General features: G+C 47.5%; 24 protein-coding genes and 1 pseudogene. 20 read left to right on the top strand and 5 right to left on the bottom strand.

Annotated elements, in window-relative coordinates:
• The 4 genes from thiI to NYE38_RS14315 all read left to right on the top strand — a co-directional run bounded on the left by thiI (window position 1) and on the right by NYE38_RS14315 (window position 4,862).
• Window positions 1-1,206: a tRNA uracil 4-sulfurtransferase ThiI gene (thiI, locus tag NYE38_RS14330; RefSeq protein ID WP_025649723.1), complete on the top strand. Its 1,206-nt coding sequence runs from the start codon at window positions 1-3 to the stop codon at window positions 1,204-1,206.
• Window positions 1,207-1,286: 80 nt separating this feature from the next.
• Complete coding sequence (locus NYE38_RS14325) at window positions 1,287-1,508, top strand: alpha/beta-type small acid-soluble spore protein (RefSeq protein WP_007408043.1); 222 nt, start codon at window positions 1,287-1,289, stop codon at window positions 1,506-1,508.
• A gap of 148 nt (window positions 1,509-1,656) precedes the next feature.
• Window positions 1,657-3,243 carry an acyl--CoA ligase gene (locus NYE38_RS14320; protein ID WP_017418364.1) on the top strand — a complete coding sequence of 529 codons (1,587 nt, stop codon included), beginning with the start codon at window positions 1,657-1,659 and terminating at the stop codon, window positions 3,241-3,243.
• Between the two features lie 23 nt (window positions 3,244-3,266).
• Window positions 3,267-4,862, top strand: a complete 1,596-nt coding sequence (locus tag NYE38_RS14315) for an amidohydrolase (protein ID WP_017418363.1) — start codon at window positions 3,267-3,269, stop codon at window positions 4,860-4,862.
• 16 nt (window positions 4,863-4,878) lie between these two features.
• Here the strand turns inward: NYE38_RS14315 and NYE38_RS14310 are convergent.
• Window positions 4,879-5,684: pseudogene (locus NYE38_RS14310) on the bottom strand (NAD kinase).
• A gap of 181 nt (window positions 5,685-5,865) precedes the next feature.
• Between NYE38_RS14310 and sppA the strand changes: the two are divergent.
• The 14 genes from sppA to NYE38_RS14240 all read left to right on the top strand — a co-directional run bounded on the left by sppA (window position 5,866) and on the right by NYE38_RS14240 (window position 18,420).
• On the top strand, window positions 5,866-6,873 hold the full coding sequence (gene sppA / locus NYE38_RS14305; protein WP_003152419.1) for a signal peptide peptidase SppA: 1,008 nt from the start codon (window positions 5,866-5,868) through the stop codon (window positions 6,871-6,873).
• A gap of 13 nt (window positions 6,874-6,886) precedes the next feature.
• The gene (locus NYE38_RS14300; protein ID WP_007408048.1) at window positions 6,887-7,378 is read left to right on the top strand and encodes an RDD family protein; all 492 of its coding nucleotides are present in this window, start codon (window positions 6,887-6,889) and stop codon (window positions 7,376-7,378) included.
• A gap of 77 nt (window positions 7,379-7,455) precedes the next feature.
• Window positions 7,456-8,145 carry a DUF2953 domain-containing protein gene (locus NYE38_RS14295; RefSeq protein WP_025649721.1) on the top strand — a complete coding sequence of 230 codons (690 nt, stop codon included), beginning with the start codon at window positions 7,456-7,458 and terminating at the stop codon, window positions 8,143-8,145.
• Window positions 8,146-8,157: 12 nt separating this feature from the next.
• Window positions 8,158-8,598 carry a GerW family sporulation protein gene (gene ytfJ / locus NYE38_RS14290; protein WP_003152423.1) on the top strand — a complete coding sequence of 147 codons (441 nt, stop codon included), beginning with the start codon at window positions 8,158-8,160 and terminating at the stop codon, window positions 8,596-8,598.
• Between the two features lie 115 nt (window positions 8,599-8,713).
• The gene (gene tpx / locus NYE38_RS14285; RefSeq protein WP_007408050.1) at window positions 8,714-9,217 is read left to right on the top strand and encodes a thiol peroxidase; all 504 of its coding nucleotides are present in this window, start codon (window positions 8,714-8,716) and stop codon (window positions 9,215-9,217) included.
• 61 nt (window positions 9,218-9,278) lie between these two features.
• On the top strand, window positions 9,279-10,265 hold the full coding sequence (locus tag NYE38_RS14280) for a class I SAM-dependent methyltransferase (RefSeq protein ID WP_025649720.1): 987 nt from the start codon (window positions 9,279-9,281) through the stop codon (window positions 10,263-10,265).
• A 310-nt stretch (window positions 10,266-10,575) separates the two neighbouring features.
• Window positions 10,576-11,763 carry an acetate kinase gene (locus NYE38_RS14275; protein WP_007408053.1) on the top strand — a complete coding sequence of 396 codons (1,188 nt, stop codon included), beginning with the start codon at window positions 10,576-10,578 and terminating at the stop codon, window positions 11,761-11,763.
• A 99-nt stretch (window positions 11,764-11,862) separates the two neighbouring features.
• A complete protein-coding gene (locus NYE38_RS14270; protein WP_007408054.1) occupies window positions 11,863-12,375 on the top strand; it encodes a molybdenum cofactor biosynthesis protein B in 513 nt (170 codons plus the stop codon).
• A 151-nt stretch (window positions 12,376-12,526) separates the two neighbouring features.
• Window positions 12,527-13,738 carry an argininosuccinate synthase gene (locus tag NYE38_RS14265; RefSeq protein ID WP_237587114.1) on the top strand — a complete coding sequence of 404 codons (1,212 nt, stop codon included), beginning with the start codon at window positions 12,527-12,529 and terminating at the stop codon, window positions 13,736-13,738.
• Window positions 13,735-15,111: an argininosuccinate lyase gene (argH, locus tag NYE38_RS14260; RefSeq protein WP_003152429.1), complete on the top strand. Its 1,377-nt coding sequence runs from the start codon at window positions 13,735-13,737 to the stop codon at window positions 15,109-15,111. Before NYE38_RS14265 ends, argH begins: the two co-directional genes overlap by 4 nt.
• A gap of 73 nt (window positions 15,112-15,184) precedes the next feature.
• Complete coding sequence (locus NYE38_RS14255; protein WP_257986823.1) at window positions 15,185-15,313, top strand: hypothetical protein; 129 nt, start codon at window positions 15,185-15,187, stop codon at window positions 15,311-15,313.
• Between the two features lie 137 nt (window positions 15,314-15,450).
• Window positions 15,451-16,218 carry an SDR family oxidoreductase gene (locus tag NYE38_RS14250; protein ID WP_071181930.1) on the top strand — a complete coding sequence of 256 codons (768 nt, stop codon included), beginning with the start codon at window positions 15,451-15,453 and terminating at the stop codon, window positions 16,216-16,218.
• Window positions 16,219-16,278: 60 nt separating this feature from the next.
• A complete protein-coding gene (locus NYE38_RS14245; RefSeq protein ID WP_007613083.1) occupies window positions 16,279-16,965 on the top strand; it encodes a metal-dependent hydrolase in 687 nt (228 codons plus the stop codon).
• Window positions 16,966-17,103: 138 nt separating this feature from the next.
• The gene (locus tag NYE38_RS14240; RefSeq protein ID WP_007408058.1) at window positions 17,104-18,420 is read left to right on the top strand and encodes a CBS domain-containing protein; all 1,317 of its coding nucleotides are present in this window, start codon (window positions 17,104-17,106) and stop codon (window positions 18,418-18,420) included.
• Between the two features lie 28 nt (window positions 18,421-18,448).
• On the opposite strand, the gene NYE38_RS14235 is transcribed toward NYE38_RS14240, so the two are convergent.
• On the bottom strand, window positions 18,449-18,751 hold the full coding sequence (locus tag NYE38_RS14235; protein WP_003152434.1) for a YtpI family protein: 303 nt from the start codon (window positions 18,749-18,751) through the stop codon (window positions 18,449-18,451).
• Window positions 18,752-18,867: 116 nt separating this feature from the next.
• Between NYE38_RS14235 and NYE38_RS14230 the strand changes: the two genes are divergently transcribed.
• Window positions 18,868-19,809, top strand: coding sequence for a bifunctional oligoribonuclease/PAP phosphatase NrnA (locus NYE38_RS14230; RefSeq protein ID WP_003152435.1), 942 nt, complete (start codon window positions 18,868-18,870; stop codon window positions 19,807-19,809).
• Between the two features lie 17 nt (window positions 19,810-19,826).
• Here NYE38_RS14230 and NYE38_RS14225 read toward each other — a convergent pair whose 3' ends face one another.
• The 3 genes from NYE38_RS14225 to NYE38_RS14215 form a co-directional block, all read right to left on the bottom strand.
• Window positions 19,827-20,018, bottom strand: a complete 192-nt coding sequence (locus tag NYE38_RS14225) for a hypothetical protein (protein WP_003152436.1) — start codon at window positions 20,016-20,018, stop codon at window positions 19,827-19,829.
• Window positions 20,019-20,123: 105 nt separating this feature from the next.
• On the bottom strand, window positions 20,124-20,627 hold the full coding sequence (gene ytrI / locus NYE38_RS14220; RefSeq protein WP_071391505.1) for a sporulation membrane protein YtrI: 504 nt from the start codon (window positions 20,625-20,627) through the stop codon (window positions 20,124-20,126).
• The gene (locus NYE38_RS14215; protein WP_003152438.1) at window positions 20,624-20,965 is read right to left on the bottom strand and encodes a YtrH family sporulation protein; all 342 of its coding nucleotides are present in this window, start codon (window positions 20,963-20,965) and stop codon (window positions 20,624-20,626) included. The genes ytrI and NYE38_RS14215 overlap by 4 nt, the downstream gene beginning before the upstream one ends.
• Before the next feature lie 142 nt (window positions 20,966-21,107).
• On the opposite strand from NYE38_RS14215, the gene dnaE reads away from it, so the two are divergent.
• The gene (gene dnaE, locus NYE38_RS14210; protein ID WP_071181929.1) at window positions 21,108-24,446 is read left to right on the top strand and encodes a DNA polymerase III subunit alpha; all 3,339 of its coding nucleotides are present in this window, start codon (window positions 21,108-21,110) and stop codon (window positions 24,444-24,446) included.
• Window positions 24,447-24,493 lie beyond the last annotated feature (47 nt).

Genomic DNA, 24,493 nt, shown 5'->3' with positions numbered 1-24,493 from the left:
ATGAATTACGATCATATTTTAATCCGTTTTGGTGAAATATCCACAAAAGGGAAAAACAGACGCAGTTTTATTGAAAGATTAAAACAGAATATCCGCCTGGTATTAAAGGATTATAAAAAAGTAAAATACTTTTCAAACCGGGACCGGATGTCAATTACACTTAATGGAGAAAACCCGGAGGAAATTTGTTCCTTATTAAAGAATATATTCGGCATTCAAAGTTTTAGTCTCGCAATTAAATGCGAAAGCAAGCTGGAAGACATTAAAAAAACGGCTTTAGCCGCGATAGAAGGCGAATATAAACCGGGGAATACGTTTAAGGTCGAGACGAAACGGGCTTACAAACAATTTGAATTAGATACGAATGCGATGAACGCTGAAATCGGCGGGCATATTTTGAAAAACACGGATGGATTAACCGTCGATGTGAAACATCCCGATATTCCGCTTCGGATTGAAATCAGGGAGGAGGCGACATTCCTGACCATTCGTAACGAAAAAGGCGCCGGAGGCCTTCCTGTCGGTTCCGCGGGTAAAGCGATGCTGATGCTTTCCGGCGGTTTTGACAGTCCGGTCGCCGGTTTTTACGCGATGAAACGGGGATTATCAGTTGAAGCCATACATTTCTTCAGTCCGCCGTATACGAGTGAACGGGCAAAGCAGAAAGTCATGGATCTCGCGGGATGCCTCGCGAAGTTCGGCGGCAGTATGACGCTTCATATCGTGCCGTTTACAAAGACGCAGGAACTCATCCAAAAACAAATCCCGGAGAACTATACGATGACGGCGACGCGGCGTCTTATGCTGCAAATCGCGGACAGAATCAGAGAAGAACGGAAAGCGCTCGCGATCATTACGGGAGAAAGCCTCGGGCAGGTAGCGAGCCAGACGCTTGAAAGCATGTATGCGATCAATGCCGTGACGGCAACGCCGGTTTTGCGCCCTTTAATCGGAATGGACAAAACAGAAATCATCGAGAAATCAAAAGAAATCGGCACGTATGAAACAAGCATTCAGCCGTTTGAGGACTGCTGCACCATCTTTACGCCGCCAAGTCCGAAAACACGCCCGAAAAAAGAAAAAATCGAGCACTTCGAAAGCTTCGTTGATTTTGAACCGCTGATTGCAGAGGCCGCTGCGGGCATCGAAACCATCACTGTTTACTCAGAGCAGGAAGCTCACGATAAGTTTGCCGGCCTGTTTTAAAACTGTATACAATTACCAAAGTTTTTTTGAATGAAGACATGTGTTTTATCACATTCTATACTCACAAGGAGGTGATACACATGTCACAACAATCAAACAGCGGAAACAGCAACCAGCTTTTAGTGCCAGGCGCTGCTCAAGCTATCGACCAAATGAAGTATGAAATCGCTTCTGAATTCGGTGTAAACCTTGGACCGGAAACAACTTCTCGCGCCAACGGTTCTGTCGGTGGAGAAATCACAAAACGTCTTGTCTCTTTTGCTCAGCAAAGCATGGGCGGAAGCAGCCAGCAGCAGTTTTAATCACAACTTCACATAATGGCTAAGAGAGCGGGGAATTCCCCGCTCTTTTTTCATGAGTATAGATAGAAGGCGGGAAGCAATTTATGCATATTTTTATTGTAATGGCCTATGTTTATGTATAATGGGGAAAGAAAGTGAGGAGTTGTTCGTGTTAAAACGAGAAGATTTAATCGCCCCAAAGAACTATAACCTTGTAAATGAAATCGAAAAGTTCAGCCGTTCCAAAGAGAAGAACGCGCTTATTTGGGAAGATCAAACAGGCGGCAAGAAAGTCTGGACGTATGAAAAATTGATGGAAGAAACGAATAAAATCGGAGCCCGCCTGAAAGGTCTCGGATTTGAAAAAGGCGATAAGCTGATTGTCATGGTTCCGAGAGTGCTTGAAGCGTATGCCGTTTATTTAGCGATCTTAAAAGCGGGGATGGTCGTCATTCCTTGCTCGGAAATGCTGCGCGCCAAAGACCTTGAATACCGGATCAAACACGCCGAAGTGAAAGGCGCTATCGTTTTTCCTTCATTTATAAACGCGTTTGACGAGGTGAATACCGAGCAGCTGGTGACATTGTCAATCGGTGAAAATGATGCCGGCTGGAAAAACCTCTTAACGATTGAAGCGGACGGAAACAGTTTTCAAACAGCTGATACAACAAGAGAGGACATGGCGTTTTTGTCCTATACTTCAGGCACGACCGGCCAGCCTAAAGGCGTTGTACATACACACGGCTGGGCCTTTGCCCATTTAAAAACATCAGCCGGTGCATGGCTGGATATTTCTGAAGACGATACAGTGTGGGCCACCGCGGCGCCCGGCTGGCAGAAATGGGTGTGGAGCCCGCTGCTCGCAATTCTGGGAAGCGGCGCGACAGGAGTCATTTATCACGGCAGATTCAACGCCAAGACGTATTTAGAGCTGCTGGAGCGCCATCAAGTAAATGTCTTCTGCTGTACCCCGACGGAATACCGCCTGATGGCAAAAGTGGAGGAGTTGGACAAATATGATCTTTCTGCCCTTCACAGCGCAGTTTCTGCTGGTGAGCCATTAAACCGGGAAGTCATTGACGTATTCCGGAAGCATTTCGGCATTAAAGTGAGAGACGGATACGGCCAAACGGAGAGCACCCTGTTAGTCGGCGTCCTGAAGGATATGGATATTAAGCCGGGAAGCATGGGCAAACCGACCCCTGGAAATCAAGTGGAGATTATAAACGATAAAGGCGAAATATGCGAAACGGGCGAAACGGGCGATATCGCCGTGCATTTGAGCACACCGGCCTTATTCAAGGAATATTATAAAGATCCCGAAAGAACGAAAAAGCAGATTCGCGGAGATTACTTTCTTACAGGAGACCGCGCGAAAAAAGACGAGGACGGCTACTTTTGGTTTGAGAGCCGCAATGATGACATCATTGTCAGCTCCGGATATACAATCGGGCCTTTTGAAGTAGAGGACGCGCTCGTGAAGCATCCGGAAGTGAAAGAATGTGCCGTCGTGGCGAGCCCGGATGAAATCAGAGGTTCAATCGTAAAAGCTTATGTCGTTTTACAAGACGATGAAAAGCGCAGTGACGAACTTGTCAAAGAACTGCAAAACCACGTAAAAACGATTACGGCGCCTTATAAATATCCGAGAGAAATTGAATTTGTCGAAAGCCTGCCGAAAACGGCGTCCGCAAAAATCAGACGTGTGGAGCTGAGACAGCGTGAAGAACGGCTGAAGGCTGATAAAAAAGCATAATACAGGATAAAGGGTGAGCGGGGATGAAAGCGATTTGGCACGGCGGCACCATCTATACAATGCTGGACAAGAATCATGTCACTGAAGCCGTTTATACCGAAGAAGGCGTCGTCAGGCAGACGGGCAGCTTCCGGGAACTCCAAGGAACATACGGTTCGCCTGATACGGAGGAAATCGATTTACATGGAGCTGTCATGTTCCCGGGGTTTACGGACAGTCATATGCATTTAATCGGGCACGGGGAAAAACAGCTTCGCCTCGATTTGTCGCAGCTGACGTCAAAAGAAGCGATACTGCGGGCTGCAAAAGAAGCAGAGCGTGAATTGGAAGATGGCGAATGGCTGATCGGCGAAGGCTGGGATGAAAATCTGTTTGAACGGCCGGTTTACGTCACGAAGCATGACCTTGACCTGCTCTTTCCCGACCGCCCCGTCCTGCTGAAGCGGGTATGCCGGCACGCCGCGGCGGTTAATTCGGCCGCATTGCGCGCGGCGGGAATTACAAACGAAACACCTGATCCATACGGCGGGATTATCGTCCGGGACGGAACCGGTCCGACAGGCCTCCTGCTGGATAAAGCCCAAGAGCTTGTGACACAGGCCCTGCCGCCCGTCTCACTTCACTATGTCAAACGCGCGCTTCAAACGGCGATTACGGACTGCTGGTCAAAAGGCCTGACCGGCGGGCATTCAGAAGATCTGGCATACTACGGAGACGCGTCCATTCCCGTTGCCGCGTACGAGTCGTTAACCGGCAGCGGCCTTTATCCTTTTCGCGCCCATCTGCTCGTACATCACGAAGCCGTCGACAGCTGGAGCGCTCTGGATAAATCGATCGGACCTTATCTGGAATACGGAGCGATGAAAATTTTTGCTGACGGCGCGCTCGGCGGCAGAACCGCTCTATTGAAAAAGCCTTATCACGATGATCCGTCAGTCTCCGGCGTTCAGGTGCATGATGACGAAACCCTTGCCGCTCTTGTTTATAAAGCGAGAGAGAAAGGGATGGAGATTGCCGTGCACGCGATTGGCGACCTTGCATTTGAAAAGGTGCTGGATGTTATCGAAAGATACCCGGCAAAGCCCGGACAGCTAGACAGGCTCATTCATGCGCAAGTATTAGATGACGGATTGATTGAAAGAGCCGCCCGGCTGCCGATCGGACTTGATCTTCAGCCGCATTTTGTGGCCAGTGATTTTCCGTGGGTGATTGACCGGCTCGGAGAAGAGCGGATGAAAACGGCTTTCGCCTGGAAAACACTGCTGTCAAAAGGGCTGCTGTGCGCCGGAGGTTCAGATGCCCCGATTGAGCCGGCCGATCCGCTTCTGGGCATTCAATCGGCTGTGCTCCGTACAAGCAAGCAGCACCCGGAAGGTCCGGCCTATTATGAAAAAGAGTGCCTGACCGTGTACGAAGCCATTCAGCTTTACACGGAGGGAAGCGCGGCCATCATCCATAAAGAACATAGCCGCGGACGGATCGCCCCCGGCTATGATGCCGACTTTACCGTACTCAGCGGTGATCCGTTCATGACGGACCCGAAAAAGCTTCATGAATTGGAAGCGGTCAAAACCGTCGTCGGCGGCCGTATCGTATATGAAAAAGAGGACAGGCGCTGATGCCCGTCCTCTTTTTTTATGATAAAAATGATCGTTTTACTTTTTCCCAGAAAGAGTTGTCTTTCAGTTTCACCGTTTTGATTTTTTTATCGGATAGTCTAATCTCAACCTTTTTGACATTCCGCGTGCTGAGCGCTTCATTATCAAGCCCGATAATCGGATGCTCATTGCCGTCTTGCACCACCTGCAGTGTCAGCTTCCGGTCTGAGCTTAAAATAAACGGAGATCCGAGTGTACGGTATGTGTTGTTGTTCAACGACGCCAGTTCGGATACCTGCATGCAGGAAATCAAAGGATCAACAACGGCGCCTGAAACAGATTTATTGTAGGCGGTGCTGCCCGTCGGGGTGGAAATGATCATCCCGTCTCCTCTGAACGTCTCAAAATGAAGATCATCAATTAACACATCCATCACAAACGTTTTAATAATGCTTGAACGGATGGAAACCTCGTTTAAACAGTGAAAATGATTGCTGCCGTCCACCGTTACGTGAATGAGCGGGTATTTTCTGACCTCAAGCTGTTCCGCGGTCATGCTGGCCGCCATTTTTCAGGCTCATCGCTGTGAAAATCACAGTACAAATGGGCTTTCCCTTTTTTAGCGATGCCGACATACAGACAGTCATCACGGAATCCGGTTTTTCTGACGGCTTGCAGAAATGAGCCGTCGCTGCCGATGCTGGCAATAATTCCGGCATCCTCCGGTTGAGCCGCAACTGTAAAACCGTGCGATTCAGCAAGCTGCTTCAAAGAGCTGACTTGTTCTTTTGTTTCGTTGTTTTGTTTGTGAAAAAAATAAACATTGCGGCGAAGATCGGTCATATCCCCATTCCCCTTTGCTGTCATATTTACGTTTTTCTCCCAGCAGGTATTGTGTTAAAATACCTGTGGCAATAGTGTAACATGTTTCCTGTTTATCCGGTAAGGGAAAGCGCTTCATGAAAAAAATGAATCTTTTTTTACGGGGGAACGTACGAATATTGACAGAAAAGGAGGAGAACAAATGAATGCAAAAAGATGGATTGCGCTCGTCATCGCGCTCGGCATTTTCGGCGTATCAGTCATTGCAAGTGTGACCGTCGGGGTGCTGAAGAATATCGGAGATACAGGGTCTGACTTTGCATCACTGACAGATGACACAGAGGAAGTGACGCTGGATAAGGGCAGCCCCGGCAGTAAAATCGCCGTGCTTGAAGTGGACGGCACGATTGAGGATAACGGCGGGTCCGCTGGCCTGCTCAGCTCAGGCGGGTATGATCACAGATCATTTTTAAAACAGGTTGAGCGTGCGAAAGAAGACAAAAGCGTCAAAGGAATTGTGCTGAAAATCAATTCCCCTGGCGGAGGCGTGTACGAAAGCGCGGAAATACATAAAAAACTGGAAGAACTAAAGAAAGAAACGAAGAAACCGATTTATGTATCCATGGGCTCCATGGCGGCATCGGGAGGCTACTATATTTCAACGGCTGCCGATAAAATCTATGCTTCACCGGAAACGCTCACGGGTTCACTGGGCGTCATTATGGAAAGCGTCAATTATTCCAAGCTCGCCGATGAACTCGGCATCAAGTTTGAAACCATTAAAAGCGGCGCGCATAAAGACATCATGTCCCCGACCCGCGACATGACGAAGGAAGAAAGAAAGATCATGCAGACAATGGTCAACGATTCTTATGAAGGATTTGTCAATGTCATTTCAAAAGGCCGGCACATGTCAAAAGCGGATGTGAAAAAAATTGCCGACGGCCGTGTTTACGACGGCAGACAAGCGAAAAAAATCGGCCTCGTTGATGAGCTCGGTTTTTACGATGATACGATCAGCGCGATGAAAAAGGACCATAAAAATATGAAAAACGCTTCAGTCATCACATACGAGGAAGGATTCGGATTAGGCTCGCTCTTTTCCATGAGCGCAGCGAAAATGTTTAAAAGCGAAATTGATTTTCTGAATATGAAAGAACTCATTTCGCAATCCGGTTCGCCGCGGATGATGTATCTCTATGCAAAGTAGGGGGGAAGAAAGAATGGACGCGACTTACGAAGGCTTTCACGGCAAAGAAGAGGAAGCTGAACAACAGAGGGCGCCCGAGCAGGCATATGCGGGCTTTTGGATCAGGTTTTGGGCGTTTCTTCTTGATTGGCTGGTGGTCTGGGGGCTAAACCATCTCATCGTTTCACCGATTTTCACGCTGATGAAGCTCCCGGCAACAAGCGGAATGTTTACAATCTCAGCTTATTCCGTCACAACCCTGATCGTCTACCTCGCCTATTTTGTGTTCATGACGAAATGGTTTCATCAGACACTCGGCAAGATGGTCTTCGGGTTAAAGGTCACTTCTTTGACGCCCGGAAAGCCGCTGACTTGGAGCACCGTCATTTTCAGAGAAGCGGTGGGGCGTTATATCGATAAAATCTGGATTCTCTATATCGTCATTGCGTTTACGCCCAAAAAGCAGGGCATTCATGATCTGATCGCCGACACAACGGTGATTCACGAAGCGCTGTACCGCAAATAAAAGCAGTAAACCCGGAATAAACGTCCGGGTTTATTTTTTTTTGTTTTGGCGATAATGCTGCTAAGGAAGTGAAGCTTATGGGATATGCCGCAGCAGCTGTTATTCTCATTCTCATTTTGTTCTGGCTGCTCATGAGGATGAAAATCCACCTGACTTTCGAATATCTTCACGATAAAGATAACGACAAACTGACGTTTAAACTCTCGGCCTTATACGGGCTGGTCCGTTTTAAAAAAACGCTGCCCGTCATTAAAGTAAACAGCGAAGACGCGTCAATTGATGTCAAACAGGACACGAAATCAGAAATGAAAGGTCAGAAAAAAGAGAAGAAAAAAATCACATATGAAGATGTCAAACAGAGCATTCACAGAATAGAAATGATTCTGCACCAAGTCTTTCAGATGCGCCAAATCGGCGCCTCATTTCTTGCGGGAGTCCGTGTTACGAAGTTCGAATGGGTGACGGTTATCGGAATAAAGGACGCCGCCGTTACGGGAATCGCCGCCGGCGGATTGTGGGCCGTAAAGGGAGGCCTTACGGCGATGCTGTATGATCATCTGCGTTTCATACATAAACCGGTGTGCGAAGTCATTCCGTCTTTTCAAGTGCCTGCATCCAAGACGCATTTGCAGTGTATATTCTTTTTTCGTTTTGGACATCTTATAGGTGCAGCTTTCAAATTGCTCAAATACGGGCGGAACGGACTTTCTATCATACGAAAGAAACAGCCGGTTCCGGTTGCTTCAAAGAATGATTCATCAGTTTAAGGAGGAGCGCATATGGCAGACCATCCCATTCAAGGTTTAATGAAAACCGCTATGGAAAATTTAAAAGAAATGATTGACGTGAATACAATCATCGGCGATCCTGTTGAAACGCCTGACGGCAGCGTAATCTTAACGGTTTCAAAGGTCGGCTTCGGATTTGCGGCGGGCGGAAGCGAGTTTGGAGGAAAGCCGGCTGAAAAAAGAACCGATGATGATGAAAGAAAAGAGCAGAAGCTCCCGTTCGGCGGCGGAAGCGGCGGCGGAGTATCCATTACGCCGATTGCGTTTCTGATTGTCGGGACAAACGGCGTGCGTATGCTTCATTTGGACGAAAACACCCATCTGATTGATAAACTGTTAGACTCCGCGCCTCAAACGATTGAACGCATCCAGCATATGTTTAAAAAGAATGAAAAAGGCCGGAACCAAAAAAGAACGGATATTGATTTATAACAGAAAAGTTAACTGCCGCCCGCAGTTAGCTTTTTTTACGATGCGGCATAACCTTTGCAGTTTGCATAAAACTCGACTATGATAGAGCTATACATAGATAAAGGGAGGAATCAGAATGGCTGAAATTACATTTAAAGGCGGAGCCGTGACGCTGATCGGACAAGAAGTGAAACCGGGTGACCAAGCTCCTGACTTCACGGTTTTGACAAACGGATTAGAAGAGAAGACATTAGCAGATATGAAAGGGAAAGTAACGATCATATCCGTTATTCCTTCCATCGACACAGGCGTATGTGACGCGCAGACACGCCGCTTCAACGAAGAAGCCGCAAAACTCGGTGATGTGAACGTTTATACAATCAGCGCCGACCTTCCGTTTGCACAAGCGCGCTGGTGCGGAGCGAACGGAATTGATAAAGTTGAAACATTATCGGATCATAAAGAGATGTCATTTGGTGAAGCATTCGGTGTTTATATCAAAGAACTTCGTCTTTTGGCGCGTTCCGTATTCGTCCTTGATCAGGACGGAAAAGTCGTTTACGCGGAATACGTAAGCGAAGCGACAAACCACCCGAATTATGAAAAGCCTATCGAAGCTGCAAAAGCGTTAATTAAGTAAAGAGAGAAAAAGAGCTCCGGGTGCTGCCGCGGAGCTCTTTTCATGGCAAGGAGGAAACAGCATGCAACACGACCATGTCGGTCAGATTTATGAACTTTTAGATGAAGCCGCCCAAGTGATAGCAGAAGGCCTTCAGATTTCTTATATTGAGGGGCTTGCGGAAGCGGGAGAGATGTATTTTCTTGAAAAGGCCGACCAGCTTCCGCTTCAGGAAAAGCAAACCGGCGAGCTTAACAGCCTGCTCGCGAAAGCAGACTTCCGAAAATGGGAGCATGAATGGATCCGCAAGGCGTTCCAGCTCGCCATTTTAAAAGGGCTCAAAGATAAGTCCCATCCGAACAGACAGATGACGCCTGATACGATCGGCCTTTTCATCAGTTACCTCGTGAATAAATTTACGGGCGGCCGAAAAGGCCTGACATTGCTGGACCCCGCCTGCGGCACCGGAAATCTTCTGCTGACCGCGGCAAACCAGCTTTCTGACAAAGCGGGAAAAAGTTTCGGCATTGAAATCGACGATGTCCTTCTGAAGATCGCATATGCGCAGGCGAATCTGCAGGAAAAAGAAATGGAGCTGTTCTGCCAGGACAGTCTTCAGCCGTTATTTATCGAACCGGCCGATGCGGTCATCTGCGATTTGCCGGTCGGCTACTATCCGAATGACGAAGGCGCTGAAGCGTTTGAGCTGAAAGCGGATGAAGGCCACTCATTTGCCCACCACTTATTTATTGAGCAGAGCGTCAAACATACAAAACCGGGCGGATACTTATTTTTTATGATTCCAAACCATCTGTTTGACAGCGCGCAAAGCGATAAACTGAAGCGGTTTTTTGCGGAAAAAGTGTATATCAACGCCCTTCTTCAGCTGCCGGCTACTATGTTTAAAGACGAAGCGCAGGCAAAGAGCATTTTAATCTTGCAGAAAAAAGGCGAAGACGCAAAGCCGCCGAAACAAGCGCTTTTGGCGAATCTTCCTTCCTTTGCGAACCAGCAGGCGATGCGGGAGATGATGGCAAAATTGGATCAATGGATTCAAAAAGAAAAATAATGGCGAAAAAGCAGTGCGAGATGCAAAATCCCGCGCTGCTTTTGCTTTTTAAAATGAATGGAAATCAGGACGATAACACAAATTAAGGAAAGAAAATAACATTCCGTAAGGCGGTGCCGTCCATTTGTCACAAATAAAATTTATCAGAAAATATCGACTTCGTATTGTAAGCGGTACCAATGTGGATGTTGACTTGAAATGCTGAGTTGACAATGTTTAAATGGAAAAGTCAGATATTTTTTGGACTGCAATTATGGTCTGGGAAAAAAGAACGAACAAACGAAGAAGAATTTTGATAGGAGCGTCATTTATGTCTAAAATTATTGCAATTAACGCAGGAAGCTCATCTTTAAAATTTCAGTTATTCGAAATGCCTTCAGAAAAGGTGCTAACAAAAGGTTTAGTAGAACGGATCGGTATCGCCGACAGCGTTTTCACAATCTCTGTTAACGGCGAAAAAAATACAGAAGTGACAGATATTCCGGATCATGCGGTTGCGGTGAAGATGCTGCTTCACAAGCTGACTGAATTCGGTATTATAAAGGATTTAAATGAAATTGACGGAATCGGACACCGTGTGGTTCACGGCGGAGAAAAATTCAGCGATTCTGTTTTGCTTACGGATGAAACAATCCGTGAGATTGAAGAGATTTCAGAACTTGCGCCGCTTCACAACCCGGCTAACATCGTCGGCATTAAAGCCTTTAAAGAAGTGCTTCCGAATGTGCCTGCGGTTGCAGTGTTTGATACGGCGTTCCACCAAACGATGCCTGAACAATCTTACCTGTACAGCCTACCGTACGAATACTACGAGAAATACGGCATCCGCAAATACGGTTTCCACGGCACTTCTCATAAATACGTGACACAGCGCGCAGCTGAGCTTCTCGGCCGCCCGCTTGAAGATTTGCGTCTGATTTCCTGCCACCTCGGTAACGGCGCAAGTATCGCGGCCGTAGAAGGCGGAAAATCCATTGATACGTCAATGGGCTTCACACCGCTTGCGGGTGTCGCGATGGGAACACGTTCAGGAAACATCGACCCTGCATTGATTCCGTACATTATGGAAAAAACGGATCAGACGGCAGATGAAGTATTAAATACGTTAAATAAAAAGAGCGGACTGCTTGGCGTATCCGGTTTCTCCAGCGACCTCCGCGATATCGTGGAAGCTTCAAAAGAAGGAAACGAAAGAGCGGAAACGGCTCTTGAAGTGTTCGCGAGCAGAATCCATAAATACATCGGTTCTTATGCTGCGAGAATGAGCGGCGTTGACGCGATTATTTTCACTGCGGGTATCGGTGAAAACAGCGTTGAAGTCAGAGAACGCGTGCTTCGCGGCTTAGAATTCATGGGTGTATATTGGGATCCTGCGCTGAACAACGTGCGCGGCGAGGAAGCGTTTATCAGCTACCCTCACTCTCCTGTCAAAGTCATGATCATTCCGACTGACGAAGAGGTCATGATCGCACGCGACGTTGTCCGCCTTGCACAGTAATGATCGAAAAAAGCACATCCTTTAGGGTGTGCTTTTTTATTGAATGCCCCAGAATCAAACGTTACGATATGTTTATTACATAAACGATGAGGTGAAGCAATGAGTGTGCATGAACATAAACAAGAAGCCCCGTCAGCGGTGCGCTGCAAGGTGATTACAGTCAGCGACACGAGAACGAAAGAAACCGACAAAAGCGGGCGCGTCATGATGGACTTCCTCAGGGAAGCGGGATTTGAAACGGTCGCTTATGACATTGTTAAAGATGAAAAAGATGAATTGCAGAAAGCCGTTTTATCCGGCTGTATGGATGAATATACAGATGCGGTGCTGTTAAACGGAGGGACGGGCATTGCCGAAAGGGATGTCACAATTGAAGCGGTCACGCCGCTGTTTTCAAAAGAACTCCCGGGATTCGGCGAGCTGTTCCGCATGCTGAGCTATACCGAGGACATCGGTTCCGCCGCCATTTTGTCCAGAGCGGCAGCGGGTGTGATCCAAAATACCGCAGTCTTCTGCACGCCCGGCTCCTCAGGCGCCGTAAAGCTTGCGATGAGTAAACTGATTATTCCTGAACTGCCCCATGTGCTCCGGGAAATCCGAAAAGATTTATAAATGTATAAAAAGGCTCTGCTCCGCTCAAAAAATTGGGTGGGGTTTTTTTTATAAAAGGCTTGAAAAAACAGAATTTACTTGTTACAGTGTATACATACAAAATGCATTTTTATTAATCAAAACTAATTTTTATACAAAGGGAGCTTTTAACATGGCAGAACAAAAAAAGGTTGTATTGGCATACTCAGGAGGTCTTGATACTTCTGTAGCGATAAAATGGCTGCAAGAACAGGGATACGATGTTGTTGCCTGCTGCTTAGACGTAGGGGAAGGAAAGGATTTGGCATTCGTCCAGCAAAAAGCGCTGGAAGTAGGCGCCGTAAATTCCTATGTGATTGATGCGAAAGAAGAATTCGCCAGGGAGTACGCGCTTATTTCTATGCAGGCCCATACAATGTATGAAGGCAAGTATCCGCTCGTATCTGCATTATCCCGTCCGTTAATCGCGAAAAAACTCGTTGAAGTCGCGGAAAAGGAAAACGCGGTGGCCGTAGCGCACGGCTGCACGGGAAAAGGCAACGATCAGGTTCGTTTCGAAGTATCCATTAAATCATTAAATCCTGATCTGGAGGTCATTGCTCCGGTCCGTGAGTGGCAATGGTCGCGTGAAGAAGAAATTGAATATGCCGCAAGCCGGGGCATTCCGATTCCGATCAATCTTGACAGCCCTTATTCCATCGATCAGAACCTATGGGGACGCGCCAATGAATGCGGTATATTAGAAGACCCGTGGGCGGCGCCGCCTGAAGGGGCATATGACCTGACAGCATCTCTTGAAAACACGCCGGACGTTCCGGAAATCATCGAAATCGCATTTGAAGCCGGTGTTCCGGTTTCAATCGACGGCGTAACCTACCCGCTCGCTGATTTAATTCTCAAGCTGAACGAGACTGCCGGAAAACACGGCATCGGCCGGATTGACCATGTGGAAAACCGCCTGGTCGGCATTAAGTCCCGTGAAGTTTATGAGTGCCCGGGCGCGATGACTTTGATTACGGCTCACAAAGAGCTTGAGGATCTGACTTTAGTGAAAGAAGTGGCCCATTTCAAACCGGCAATTGAACAAAAACTGTCTGAAATCATCTATAACGGTTTATGGTTCTCGCCGTTAAAAGACGCGCTGCTTGCATTCTTGAAAGAAACTCAAAAACACGTCACCGGCGTCGTGCGCGTCAAGCTGTTTAAAGGCCATGCCATTGTAGAAGGACGTAAGTCGGAATATTCACTCTACGATGAAAAACTTGCGACATATACAAAAGACGATGCTTTTGACCATCACGCGGCAATCGGTTTCATTGAGCTTTGGGGGCTGCCGACAAAAGTAAACAGCATTGTGAAAAAGAAGGAGCAGATTAAAGCATGAAGAAGCTTTGGGGAGGCCGTTTTCAAAAAACACCGGAAAAGTGGGTCGATGAGTTCGGCGCATCCATCACATTCGACCAAAACTTAGTCAAAGAGGATATTACAGGGTCTCTCGCTCATGCGGCAATGCTGAAAAAATGCGGCATTCTGACGGAAGAAGAAGAAGGCGCCATCCGACAGGGGCTGCAGACCCTCCTGCAAAAAGCAGAGGAAGGGACGCTTGAATTCTCTGTTGATTATGAAGATATCCATTTGAATATTGAAAAAATGCTGATCGAAGAAATCGGACCGCTAGGCGGCAAGCTGCATACCGGCAGAAGCCGGAATGACCAGGTGGCGACCGACATGCATTTGTATTTGAAAGATCATGTCTCGCATATCATCGTGCTGATTGAACAGTTCCAAAAAGCGCTGATCGAAAAAGCGGAGGCCAATGTCGAGACCATTCTGCCGGGGTACACCCATTTACAGCGGGCTCAGCCGATTTCTTTCGCCCACCATCTGCTTGCTTATTTTTGGATGCTTGAACGGGATAAAGAGCGTTTTCGCGATGCTATGAAGCGGATTAACATATCGCCGCTCGGATGCGGGGCGCTTGCCGGAACCACGTTTCCGATAGACCGTAACTATTCGGCGGAGCTGCTCGGTTTTGACTCCATTTATGAGAACAGTCTTGACGGAGTCAGTGACAGAGATTTTATTCTCGAGTTTTTAAGCGGCAGCAGCATGCTGATGATGCACCTTTCGCGTTTATCAGAAGAAATCATTCTATGGTGCTCGCAGGAATTCAGATTCATTGAACTGGATGATACGTATGCGACGGGAAGCAGCATGATGCCGCAGAAGAAAAACCCCGACATGGCGGAGCTGATCCGCGGTAAAACCGGACGTGTATACGGTGATATGATGGGGCTTTTCACGATTATGAAAGGGCTCCCGCTCGCTTACAACAAAGACCTGCAGGAAGATAAAGAAGGCATGTTTGACACGGTGAAAACCGTTGAAGGAAGCCTTCAGATTTTCACAGGCATGATTGAAACGATGAAAGTAAACAAAGACATCATGAAACAAGCGACAAAACAAGATTTTTCAAACGCGACGGAACTTGCCGATTATTTAGCTAAAAAAGGCATGCCGTTCAGAGAAGCGCATGAAGTGGTCGGCAAGCTTGTGTACAGCTGCATTGAAAAAGGAATCTATTTAAGTGATATGGCATTTGAAGAATTCCTTCAAGCCAGCAGTCTCTTTGAAGAAGATATCTATACCGTGCTCGATCCGCATCATGCGGTTGAAAAAAGAATGAGCGCCGGCGGAACGGGTTTTCAGCAGGTAGAACAAGCGCTCGTAAAAGCAAAAGCCTGCGCCGGCATTTAATTTGCTGAAATTTCCTTCATATTTTCCCGTCATATCAGACACCCTACATCTATAAAGATGGGAGGTAGAAGGAATGCGCAAAGAACAAGACCGTTACATCTATGATGAAAAAGAAAGTGAAGAAACGGCCATGCTCATCTCAGAGGCATACGAAAGCGGTTATGTCGGCATGGAGGAAGCCTCTGCTCCTTCAGAAAATTAAGCTGTCTGTAAAGACGGCTTTTTTTTCGTGCGGACGAAGTGCAAAAAAGTGATATTGCCGTTTGTTTATAGTAAAGTAGAGGGAGAAACGTCTTGATTTTATTGAAGCGGCAACGTTGCCTGGGGAGGGTATTCAATGTGCGACATGCTCTAATCACTGCCGGTACAAAGGGATTGGGCCGAAAAGTGACTGAAATGCTTCTGGAAAAAGGCTTTTCTGTCACAGTGAATTACAGACAAGACGAAGAAGCGGTCGCCTGTCTGAAGGCGGATTATCCCGGGTGCCATGACAGATTGCAATTCGTTAAGGGCGATGTAACCCGGAAAGAAGATCTCATTCGGATCGCCGATGCAGCCCTTCAGCGGTTTGGAAGGATTGACATACTGATTAACAATGCCGGGCCGTACATATTTGAGCGCAAAAAGCTAGCCGATTACTCCGATGACGAATGGTATGGCATGCTTGAAGGGAATTTAAGCGCCGTTTTCCATCTGTTTAAAGCGGTTATCCCGGTCATGAGACAGCAGCGGTTCGGCCGGATTATTACATACGGTTTTCAAGGAGCGGACCATGCCCCCGGCTGGCTTCACCGTTCCGCTTTCGGAGCGGCTAAAGTCGGATTGGCTTCGTTAACGAAAACCATTGCGATTGAAGAAGCCGAATCAGGCATTACGGCCAATATGGTCTGCCCGGGTGATATTGTAGGAGATATGAAAGAAGCGTCTATAGAGGAAGCAAGACGGAAAATCGGCAAAGAAAAGACGCCGATCGGCAGGTCCGGAACCGGAGAGGATATTGCGAGAATCATCGCCTTTTTATGTGAGGAAGATTCCGATCTTGTAACCGGAACGGTCATTGAAGCAACAGGCGGGCTGAATGTGATTAACAGGCATCAATCCCTGTAAGTTTTTTCGTTTGTCAAAAAGGGAACTTGATAAATATTAATTTTTTATGAGGTGAAAACGATGAAAGTGACTTATCACGGACATTCTGTCATTCAAGTGGAAACGAAAACCCATAACATTATTTTTGATCCGTTTCTGACCGGAAACAGTCTGACAAATTTGAAACCGGAAGAAGTGAAAGCGGATGTCATCCTGCTTACTCACGGACACAATGACCATGTCGGAGATACAGAGCAGATCGCTAAACAAAACGATGCGCTCGTCATTGCGCCGAACGAGCTTGCCGTTTATCTCGGCTTTAAAGGTTTAAAGGTCCACCCGATGCATATCGGCGGGGCGCGCCAATTTGATTTCGGCAAAGTGAAACTGACACAGGCATTCCACGGATCGGCGGTCACTGATGAAGAAAACAAAACCATTACGTACACGGGGATGCCGGCCGGGATTTTATTGACGATTGACGGCAAAACGATTTTCCACGCCGGAGACACGGCGCTGTTCTCAGATATGAAACTGATCGGGGAACTGAATCACATTGACCTGGCGTTTCTGCCGATCGGTGATAACTTCACCATGGGCCCTGAAGACGCGAAACTCGCGGCTGAGTGGCTGAGAGCGAAACAGGTCGTTCCCGTTCATTACAATACATTTCCTGTCATTGAACAGGACCCTGACGCTTTCGCCGAAAGTCTGCCCGGAGGCGTCGGCAAAGTCATGGCGGCCGGCGAGACCATTGAGCTTGCCTGACATATGTGTCAAAGACCTTCTGAATCAAGCATTCAGAAGGTCTTTTTGTGATGCCGCCTTTTTTCGGGCGTCTCATTGCGAATGAATCCCCCGTACCCTTATAATAAAAGCAGAAGACTGTCCTTAGAGGTGAAACGCTTGGCAACAAAGCATGAACAAATCCTATCATACATAGATTCGCTTCCTGTCGGTGAAAAAATTTCGGTCAGAAGAATTGCGAAAGAAATGAAAGTCAGTGAAGGAACGGCTTACAGAGCCATTAAGGAAGCCGAAAACAAAGGATTCGTTTCCACTATTGAACGTGTGGGGACCATCCGGATTGAACAGAAGAAAAAAGAAAATATTGAAAAGCTGACATACGCCGAGGTCGTCAATGTGATAGACGGCCAGGTGCTCGGCGGAAAAGCCGGTCTGCATAAAACGTTGAATAAGTTTGTGATCGGCGCGATGGAGCTTGACGCGATGATGCGTTATACGGCGGCGGGGAACCTGTTAATCGTCGGGAACCGAATCAACGCCCACCGCCAGGCGCTTGAGGCGGGCGCAGCTGTTTTGGTAACGGGAGGGTTTAATACCGACGACAGCATTATCGAGCTGGCCGATATGCTTGAGCTTCCGATTCTCTCTACGAGCTACGATACCTTTACGGTAGCCGCGATGATCAACCGGGCGATCTATGATCAGCTCATAAAAAAAGAGATTGTGCTCGTGGAAGACATTTTGACGCCCGCAGATCGGACAGTGACGCTGTCCCCTAAGGATAAGCTGGAGAAATGGTACGAAAAGAACTATGAAACCGGACACGGCCGCTTCCCGGTTATCGATCAGCAGATGAAAATCCACGGAATCCTCACATCGAAAGATATCGCGGGGCATGACCGGTCAGTTCCGATTGAAAAAGTAATGACTAAAAACCCTGTCACGGTGATCGGGAAAACATCTGTCGCCTCAGCGGCTCAAATGATGGTTTGGGAAGGAATTGAAGTGCTTCCGGTGACAGACGGGCATCACAAACTGATCGGAATGATCAGCCGCCAGGATGTCTTAAAAGCGCTTCAAATGGTTCAAAAGCAGCCTCAGGTCGGTGAAAAGCTGGATGATATTGTTTCAAGAGGATTTAAAGAAGAGGAAGATGACAAAACGCCGGCCGTTTATCAATATGAAGTCACGCCGCAAATGACCAATCAGCTCGGCACGATTTCTTACGGGGTGTTTACCACGATTTTAACCCAGGCCGCCAGCCGATTTTTACGCTCCCGCAAACGCGGCGAGCTGGTCATTGAAAGCATTACGATTTTCTTCCTGAAGCCCGTACAGATGGAGTCGGTCATTGAAGTGAAACCGCGCATTTTAGAGGCGGGCCGGAAATTCGGGAAAATGGAAGTGGAAGTGTCAAGCCAAAGCGGCATCGTTTCAAAAGCGATGCTCATGGTGCAGCTGATGGAGAGAAGTTAAGGGACGCACCCGGGTCCCTTGGCATTCATTATGCGTGGTCCCTCTCCGCTTCCTTTGCATGGATGGGCTCATAATGCTTATAGGCTTTATACCCGGCCCATGCGCTGCCTGCTCCGATTAAAATGAAGACGCCGCCGATGACCAGGGTCAGAACGGAGTGGAACAGAATCATTTGGTTTACTCCGTACAAAAGCACCAGCGCGCCTAATGCCATACTTGATTTAGCCGAAAAACATTCCTTCTCCAGCGCCCGTTTCGTCTGGATTCCTTTTACTTTGTAATACACGTAAAAGCAGGCAGAAAGCCCGATGAGAAAAACAAAAACCAGCATAAATGAAATCCTCCATTATATGAGTTTGCAAAACCGTTTATACCGTTGCTGAAAGATTTTCCTTTTCCATGGATAAAGAGTATGATTAAATGAATAAAAACGAAAAGGAGAAAACGATGAAATCCGAACTGATCAGAACCATATCATTATATGACACCATTATCTTACATAGACATGTGAGGCCTGACCCGGACGCCTACGGTTCACAGTGCGGCCTTACGGAAATCCTGCGGGAAACGTATCCCGAAAAAAATATTTTTGCCGTCGGACAGCCTGAACCGTCCTTGTCTTTTTTATATTCCCTCGATGAGGTGGATGACGAAACCTATAAAGATGCTCTTGTCATCGTGTGCGACACCGCAAACCAAGGCAGGGTCGACGATCAGCGCTACCATTCCGGCGCAAAGCTCATGAAAATAGACCACCATCCAAATGAAGATCCGTATGGCGATCTGTTATGGGTCGATACGAATGCAAGCTCCGTAAGCGAAATGATCTATGAGCTGTACCTGGAAGGAAAGCAGCACGGCTGGAAACTGAATACGAAAGCAGCTGAGCTGATCTACGCTGGTATCGTCGGTGATACGGGGCGCTTCTTATTCCCGAACACCACAAAAAAGACATTAAAATACGCGGGAGAGCTCATTGAGTTCCCATTTTCATCGTCAGAGCTGTTCAATCAATTGTATGAAACAAAATTAAATGTGGTGAAGCTTAACGGCTTTATTTATCAAAATGTGTCACTGTCTGAAAACGGCGTCGCTTCCGTTTTCATTAAAAAAGACATTTTGGAGACATATGGAACCACCGCTTCTGAAGCGTCGCAGCTTGTCGGAACACTCGGAAATATTTCGGGTATCCGCGCTTGGGTGTTTTTCGTAGAAGAAGACGATCAAATCAGAGTCCGGTTCCGTTCAAAAGGTCCGGTCATCAACGGAATTGCCCGGAAATACAATGGCGGCGGACATCCGCTTGCGGCGGGCGCATCCATCTTCAGCTGGGATGAAACCGATCAGATTCTTGCTGATCTGGAAGAGGTATGTAACGAACACAAGTAGAGGGGAGACCCTCTTTCTTAGTGTTCATCTGTCACGGGGATGAACCAGCAGCCGAATTCAGTCAGGTCTTCGTAGACGCGGAGATTACAGATTTGGAGTTCTTTTTTTATGAGGGAAGCGAGTGTGTCTGTTTCTGCATATGCGGAATAGCCTTGTCTGATTCGGGCTGCATGATCTTTTGCCAAGCGGCGCTCACTAAAAACCTCCATTTTCCCTTCCTCCCTTCAGAATCGTTGAAAATGTCTCATCTACAGTTTATAAAAAAGCGGAGAAAAAAGCGACAGATCTATGGAAAATTTTTAAAAATGACATAATTACGTCGCAAAAGAAATATGAATTTCGACAGACAATCTCGTATAAATCGTCAGTTCCTTTACTTCAGCTTTAAATTCCTTCTCATTTATGGTGTATATTTTGTTTTCGATCGTCCGTTTTAAAAGCTCCTTTGTTTTATACACGCTTTCAATATCCTTTGTGATGACTTCAGAAATATTATCTTTCACCTGTTCCTCAAATTTCATCTTGTCAGGCTGGGCGATTCTGTATTTTTCCCAATTAATCAGCTTCACATCAACACTTTGGATGAGAAGTCTTTGCTTATTATCCTCATTTAATTTATGAAGATCTTTCTGATAGATGGAGATTTGGTTTTTTAAATCCCGCGCGTGCTCCCGCTGCTTTTCAATTAACGTCACCTGTTCTTCCTGAAACGTTCCGTATGTAAACAGAAAGAACAGCCAGCTGACGATGGCTCCGCACATCATTCCCGCAAAAAAACGCTGCCATCCCGGTTTTTTATAATACTCGGGAATTCTCATGATGACATATTCTCCTGGGTCAGCCATGAAATAATCAGCCAGCCGGTCTGCGCGCCGCCCATTGCTGAAATAATTAAAAGAAGCTGTTTGAAGATGTCGCGCGTGTTGCCTTCAAACAGCCCCCGCTCGAAACTGTATACCGCGTCAAATGTTCCCCCGATGGCCGCGACAAGCGCCCAGATCTTCAGCCTGTTCGCCAATTTTGTGATCGCCGTCAGCGGAGGCTCGCCTGATAAATAAGCTCCGAGGCCGCCGATCAGCGCGCCGCCGAGCAACACACCGAGGGCGATAAAATAACTGCTGATGAAATTCGCCATAAATCCGGCTTCCTGATCCATATATACACCACCTCACTTTTCTATCATATTGAGCGGAACGGACAAGTATGATGATGAGTCAAAAAAGAACATTTGTTTCTTAAGAAAACCCGTCTTATAATGTAGAAAGGCAAAATGAACGTATGGGAAAGGAGTGGCGGCATTGTCTTTTGTTCACCTGCAAGTACATAGCGGCTACAGCCTGTTAAACAGCGCCGCTTCTGTAAAAGAGCTTGTTGCACAAGCGAAGGAACTCGGATATTCATCATTGGCGCTGACGGACGAAAATGTGATGTACGGCGCCATTGAGTTTTATAAAGCATGCAAATCAAACGGAATTAAGCCGATTATCGGTCTGACGGCTTCTATATACACGGACGATACGGAGCTTGAAGCACACCCGCTCATTCTTTTAGCGGAGACAAACACCGGATATCAGAACCTGGTGAAAATCTCAAGTGCGCTGCAATCCATGGCAAAGGGCGGCATGAAGCGAAAATGGATGAAGAGCTATCATGAGGGGCTGATCGCCATTACGCCCGGTGAAAACGGGTACATTGAAAGCCTGCTTCAAGCCGGGAAGTTTGAAGAAGCGGTCCGGGCTGCCGAAGGATTCCGGGAGCTGTTCGGAGACGGCCGTTTTTATTTAGGGTACCAGCCGTTTAAAGGACATGAGACGTTATCAGAAGAGATTCTCCGCCTGTCAGCCGAAACGGAAATCGCTGTCTGCGCTGCGGGGGATGTCCGTTATATCAAGAAAGAAGATCAAGATGCGTACCGCTGTCTGTGCGCTATTAAAGCCGGAGAGAAATGGGAGGATCAGAGCGGGAATCTGCCGGACTTATACTTGAGGACGCCTGAAGAAATGGCAGAGCTTTACACGCGGCATCCGGAAGCGATTGAAGCAGCCGCCCGTATCGCCCGGCAATGCCGGGTCGATGTAAGCCTCGGACAGACACAGCTTCCGTCTTTTCCGGCGCCGGACGGCAAATCAGCCGATGACTATTTGGCGGAGATCTGTCATGAGGGGCTGCGTCTCCGTTTCAGCACTCCTGATGAGCGGGCTGTCCGCCGGCTTGAATATGAGCTGGACGTCATCAGGCGCATGAAATTCAGTGATTATTTTCTCATCGTATGGGACTTTATGAAGTACGCGCATGAAAAGGGCATTGTGACAGGCCCGGGAAGGGGGTCCGCGGCAGGCTCGCTTGTCGCTTACTCGCTTTTCATTACCGACGTGGATCCGCTTAAACATTCTCTGCTGTTTGAGAGATTTCTTAATCCCGAGCGGATCAGCATGCCGGATATTGATATCGATTTCCCTGATACGAGAAGGGATGAGGTCATTCAGTATGTGCAAAATAAGTACGGGGCCATGCACGTCGCCCAGATTATCACCTTCGGGACATTGGCCGCAAAGGCGGCGTTAAGGGATACCGGGAGAGTGTTCGGAATCAGCCCGAAAGAAGCCGACCAGCTTGCCCGCCTGATCCCGTCGAAACCGGGAATGACGCTTGAGGAGGCGAGGCGGCTGTCCGCTCAGCTGAACAGGCGGCTGTCCGAATCCGCCGTTCTTCATAAAGTGTTTCAGATCGCAAGGAAAATCGAAGGTCTTCCGCGGCACACGTCAACACACGCGGCCGGGGTCGTTCTCAGTAAAGAGCCGCTTTCGGAAGTTGTCCCTCTTCAAGAAGGGCATGACGGCGTGTATTTAACGCAGTATGCGATGGATCACCTGGAGGATCTCGGTCTTTTGAAAATGGACTTTTTAGGTTTGCGCAACCTGACGCTTATTGAATCCATTAAAACGATGATTGAAAAAGAGACGAATACGAAAATTGATTTTTCCGAGATTTCTTATCAGGATGAAAAAACGTTCTCGCTATTGTCAAACGGTGATACGACGGGTATTTTCCAGCTGGAATCATCAGGAATGAGAAACGTGCTGAAGCGCCTGAAGCCGTCAAGACTGGAAGACATTGTCGCGGTTAACGCGCTTTACAGGCCGGGACCGATGGAAAATATTCCGTTATTTATCGATCGGAAGCACGGACGGGCGCGTGTGGAAGTGCCGCACGAGGACGTAAGAAATATTCTCAGTGACACTTACGGCGTCATCGTCTATCAAGAACAGATAATGATGATCGCCTCGCGCATGGCAGGATTTTCATTAGGTGAAGCGGATCTGCTCAGACGGGCTGTCAGCAAAAAGCAAAAGGACATTCTGGACAGAGAGCGAAGCCATTTTGTTGAAGGGTGCTTAAAAAAGGAGTATTCTGTAGTCACTGCAAACGAGGTCTACGATCTGATTGTAAAATTCGCTAACTACGGATTCAACAGAAGCCATGCTGTCGCATACAGCATGATCGGCTATCAGCTCGCCTATTTAAAGGCGCATTATCCGCTATATTTTATGTGCGGGCTGTTGACGAGCGTCATCGGCAATGAGGACAAAATATCGCAATATCTGCATGAAGCGAAGGGGAGCGGGATTCAAGTCCTTCCGCCGTCAATAAACAAAAGCGGTTTTCCGTTTGCGCCGGAAAACGGAGCCGTCAGATACAGTTTGCGGGCCGTTAAAAACGTAGGCGTCTCGGCAGTGAAAGATATTTATAAAGCAAGAACACATAAACCGTTCGAGGATCTTTTCGATTTCTGCTTTCGCGTACCTGCAAAAAGCGTGAATCGGAAAACCATCGAAGCCCTTATATTTTCTGGCGCCATGGACGAATTCAATCAAAATCGCGCAGCCTTGCTGGCCTCCGTTGATGTGGCTTTAGAGCACGCTGAACTTTTTCGTGCAGGTGATGACCAAATGGGATTGTTTTTGGAAGAATCGTTCTCCATTAAGCCAAAATATGTAGAGGCTGAGGAATTTCCGCTCGTGGACAAGCTTCGGTTCGAAAAAGAAGCTCTCGGTGTTTATTTCTCAAGCCATCCTTTGTCTGCTTTCAGGGATCTCCTGAAAAAACGGGGGGCCCAAGCGATCACAGCAGCGCGGCAGATGCCGAAGGGGCAGCTGTCAATCGGCGCTTTGCTCGCGGGCATCAAAACGATTCGGACAAAGACAGGTCAGCATATGGCGTTTCTCACATTAAGCGATGAAACGGGAGAAATGGAAGCCGTCGTGTTTCCTGACCAATATAGAAGGCTGTCTCCGCTGTTAGAAGAAGGCGCGCTTTTATTCGCCGCCGGGAAAATGGAAGAGCGTCAGGAGAAGACACAATTCATCATGTCATCCGCCTCTCTTCTTGAGCAGACGGAGGCAGACAGAGCGCCGTCTGTTTACATCAAAATCGAAGGCAGCCGGCACAATCAGGAGTTTTTGGAAAAGATGAAGCGTATTTTACTGGAGCATAAAGGGGAAACCGGCGTTTATCTTTATTATGAAAAAGACAAGCAGACGATCAGGCTGCCGGATACTTTTCATATTCAGGCGGACCATCAGGCGTTATACCGTTTAAAAGAGCTGCTGGGCCGCGAAAACGTTGTGTTAAAATAGTGGTAACAATAATCGTTTTGTTATACAATTGAAACAATTGTGCTATC

It is taken from the genome of Bacillus sp. EU63 (assembly GCF_038592915.1).
Classification (GTDB): Bacteria; Bacillota; Bacilli; order Bacillales; family Bacillaceae; genus Bacillus; species Bacillus velezensis.
Note: the sequence above shows the minus strand (reverse complement) of the source record. Positions and strands in the feature narration are given on the sequence as shown.

Bases quoted from the DNA above. Each gene is read 5' to 3' on its own strand.
- NYE38_RS14230 (WP_003152435.1), top strand. From the start codon at position 18,868: ATGAAATCCGAACTGATCAGAACCATATCATTATATGACACCATTATC.
- NYE38_RS14215 (WP_003152438.1), bottom strand. From the start codon at position 20,965: ATGGATCAGGAAGCCGGATTTATGGCGAATTTCATCAGCAGTTATTTT.
- NYE38_RS14225 (WP_003152436.1), bottom strand. From the start codon at position 20,018: ATGGAGGTTTTTAGTGAGCGCCGCTTGGCAAAAGATCATGCAGCCCGA.
- tpx (WP_007408050.1), top strand. From the start codon at position 8,714: ATGGCTGAAATTACATTTAAAGGCGGAGCCGTGACGCTGATCGGACAA.
- NYE38_RS14265 (WP_237587114.1), top strand. From the start codon at position 12,527: ATGGCAGAACAAAAAAAGGTTGTATTGGCATACTCAGGAGGTCTTGAT.
- NYE38_RS14315 (WP_017418363.1), top strand. From the start codon at position 3,267: ATGAAAGCGATTTGGCACGGCGGCACCATCTATACAATGCTGGACAAG.
- NYE38_RS14235 (WP_003152434.1), bottom strand. From the start codon at position 18,751: ATGCTGGTTTTTGTTTTTCTCATCGGGCTTTCTGCCTGCTTTTACGTG.
- NYE38_RS14325 (WP_007408043.1), top strand. From the start codon at position 1,287: ATGTCACAACAATCAAACAGCGGAAACAGCAACCAGCTTTTAGTGCCA.
- NYE38_RS14280 (WP_025649720.1), top strand. From the start codon at position 9,279: ATGCAACACGACCATGTCGGTCAGATTTATGAACTTTTAGATGAAGCC.
- ytfJ (WP_003152423.1), top strand. From the start codon at position 8,158: ATGGCAGACCATCCCATTCAAGGTTTAATGAAAACCGCTATGGAAAAT.
- thiI (WP_025649723.1), top strand. From the start codon at position 1: ATGAATTACGATCATATTTTAATCCGTTTTGGTGAAATATCCACAAAA.
- argH (WP_003152429.1), top strand. From the start codon at position 13,735: ATGAAGAAGCTTTGGGGAGGCCGTTTTCAAAAAACACCGGAAAAGTGG.
- sppA (WP_003152419.1), top strand. From the start codon at position 5,866: ATGAATGCAAAAAGATGGATTGCGCTCGTCATCGCGCTCGGCATTTTC.
- NYE38_RS14245 (WP_007613083.1), top strand. From the start codon at position 16,279: ATGAAAGTGACTTATCACGGACATTCTGTCATTCAAGTGGAAACGAAA.
- NYE38_RS14300 (WP_007408048.1), top strand. From the start codon at position 6,887: ATGGACGCGACTTACGAAGGCTTTCACGGCAAAGAAGAGGAAGCTGAA.
- NYE38_RS14295 (WP_025649721.1), top strand. From the start codon at position 7,456: ATGGGATATGCCGCAGCAGCTGTTATTCTCATTCTCATTTTGTTCTGG.
- NYE38_RS14270 (WP_007408054.1), top strand. From the start codon at position 11,863: ATGAGTGTGCATGAACATAAACAAGAAGCCCCGTCAGCGGTGCGCTGC.
- NYE38_RS14255 (WP_257986823.1), top strand. From the start codon at position 15,185: ATGCGCAAAGAACAAGACCGTTACATCTATGATGAAAAAGAAAGTGAA.
- NYE38_RS14275 (WP_007408053.1), top strand. From the start codon at position 10,576: ATGTCTAAAATTATTGCAATTAACGCAGGAAGCTCATCTTTAAAATTT.
- ytrI (WP_071391505.1), bottom strand. From the start codon at position 20,627: ATGAGAATTCCCGAGTATTATAAAAAACCGGGATGGCAGCGTTTTTTT.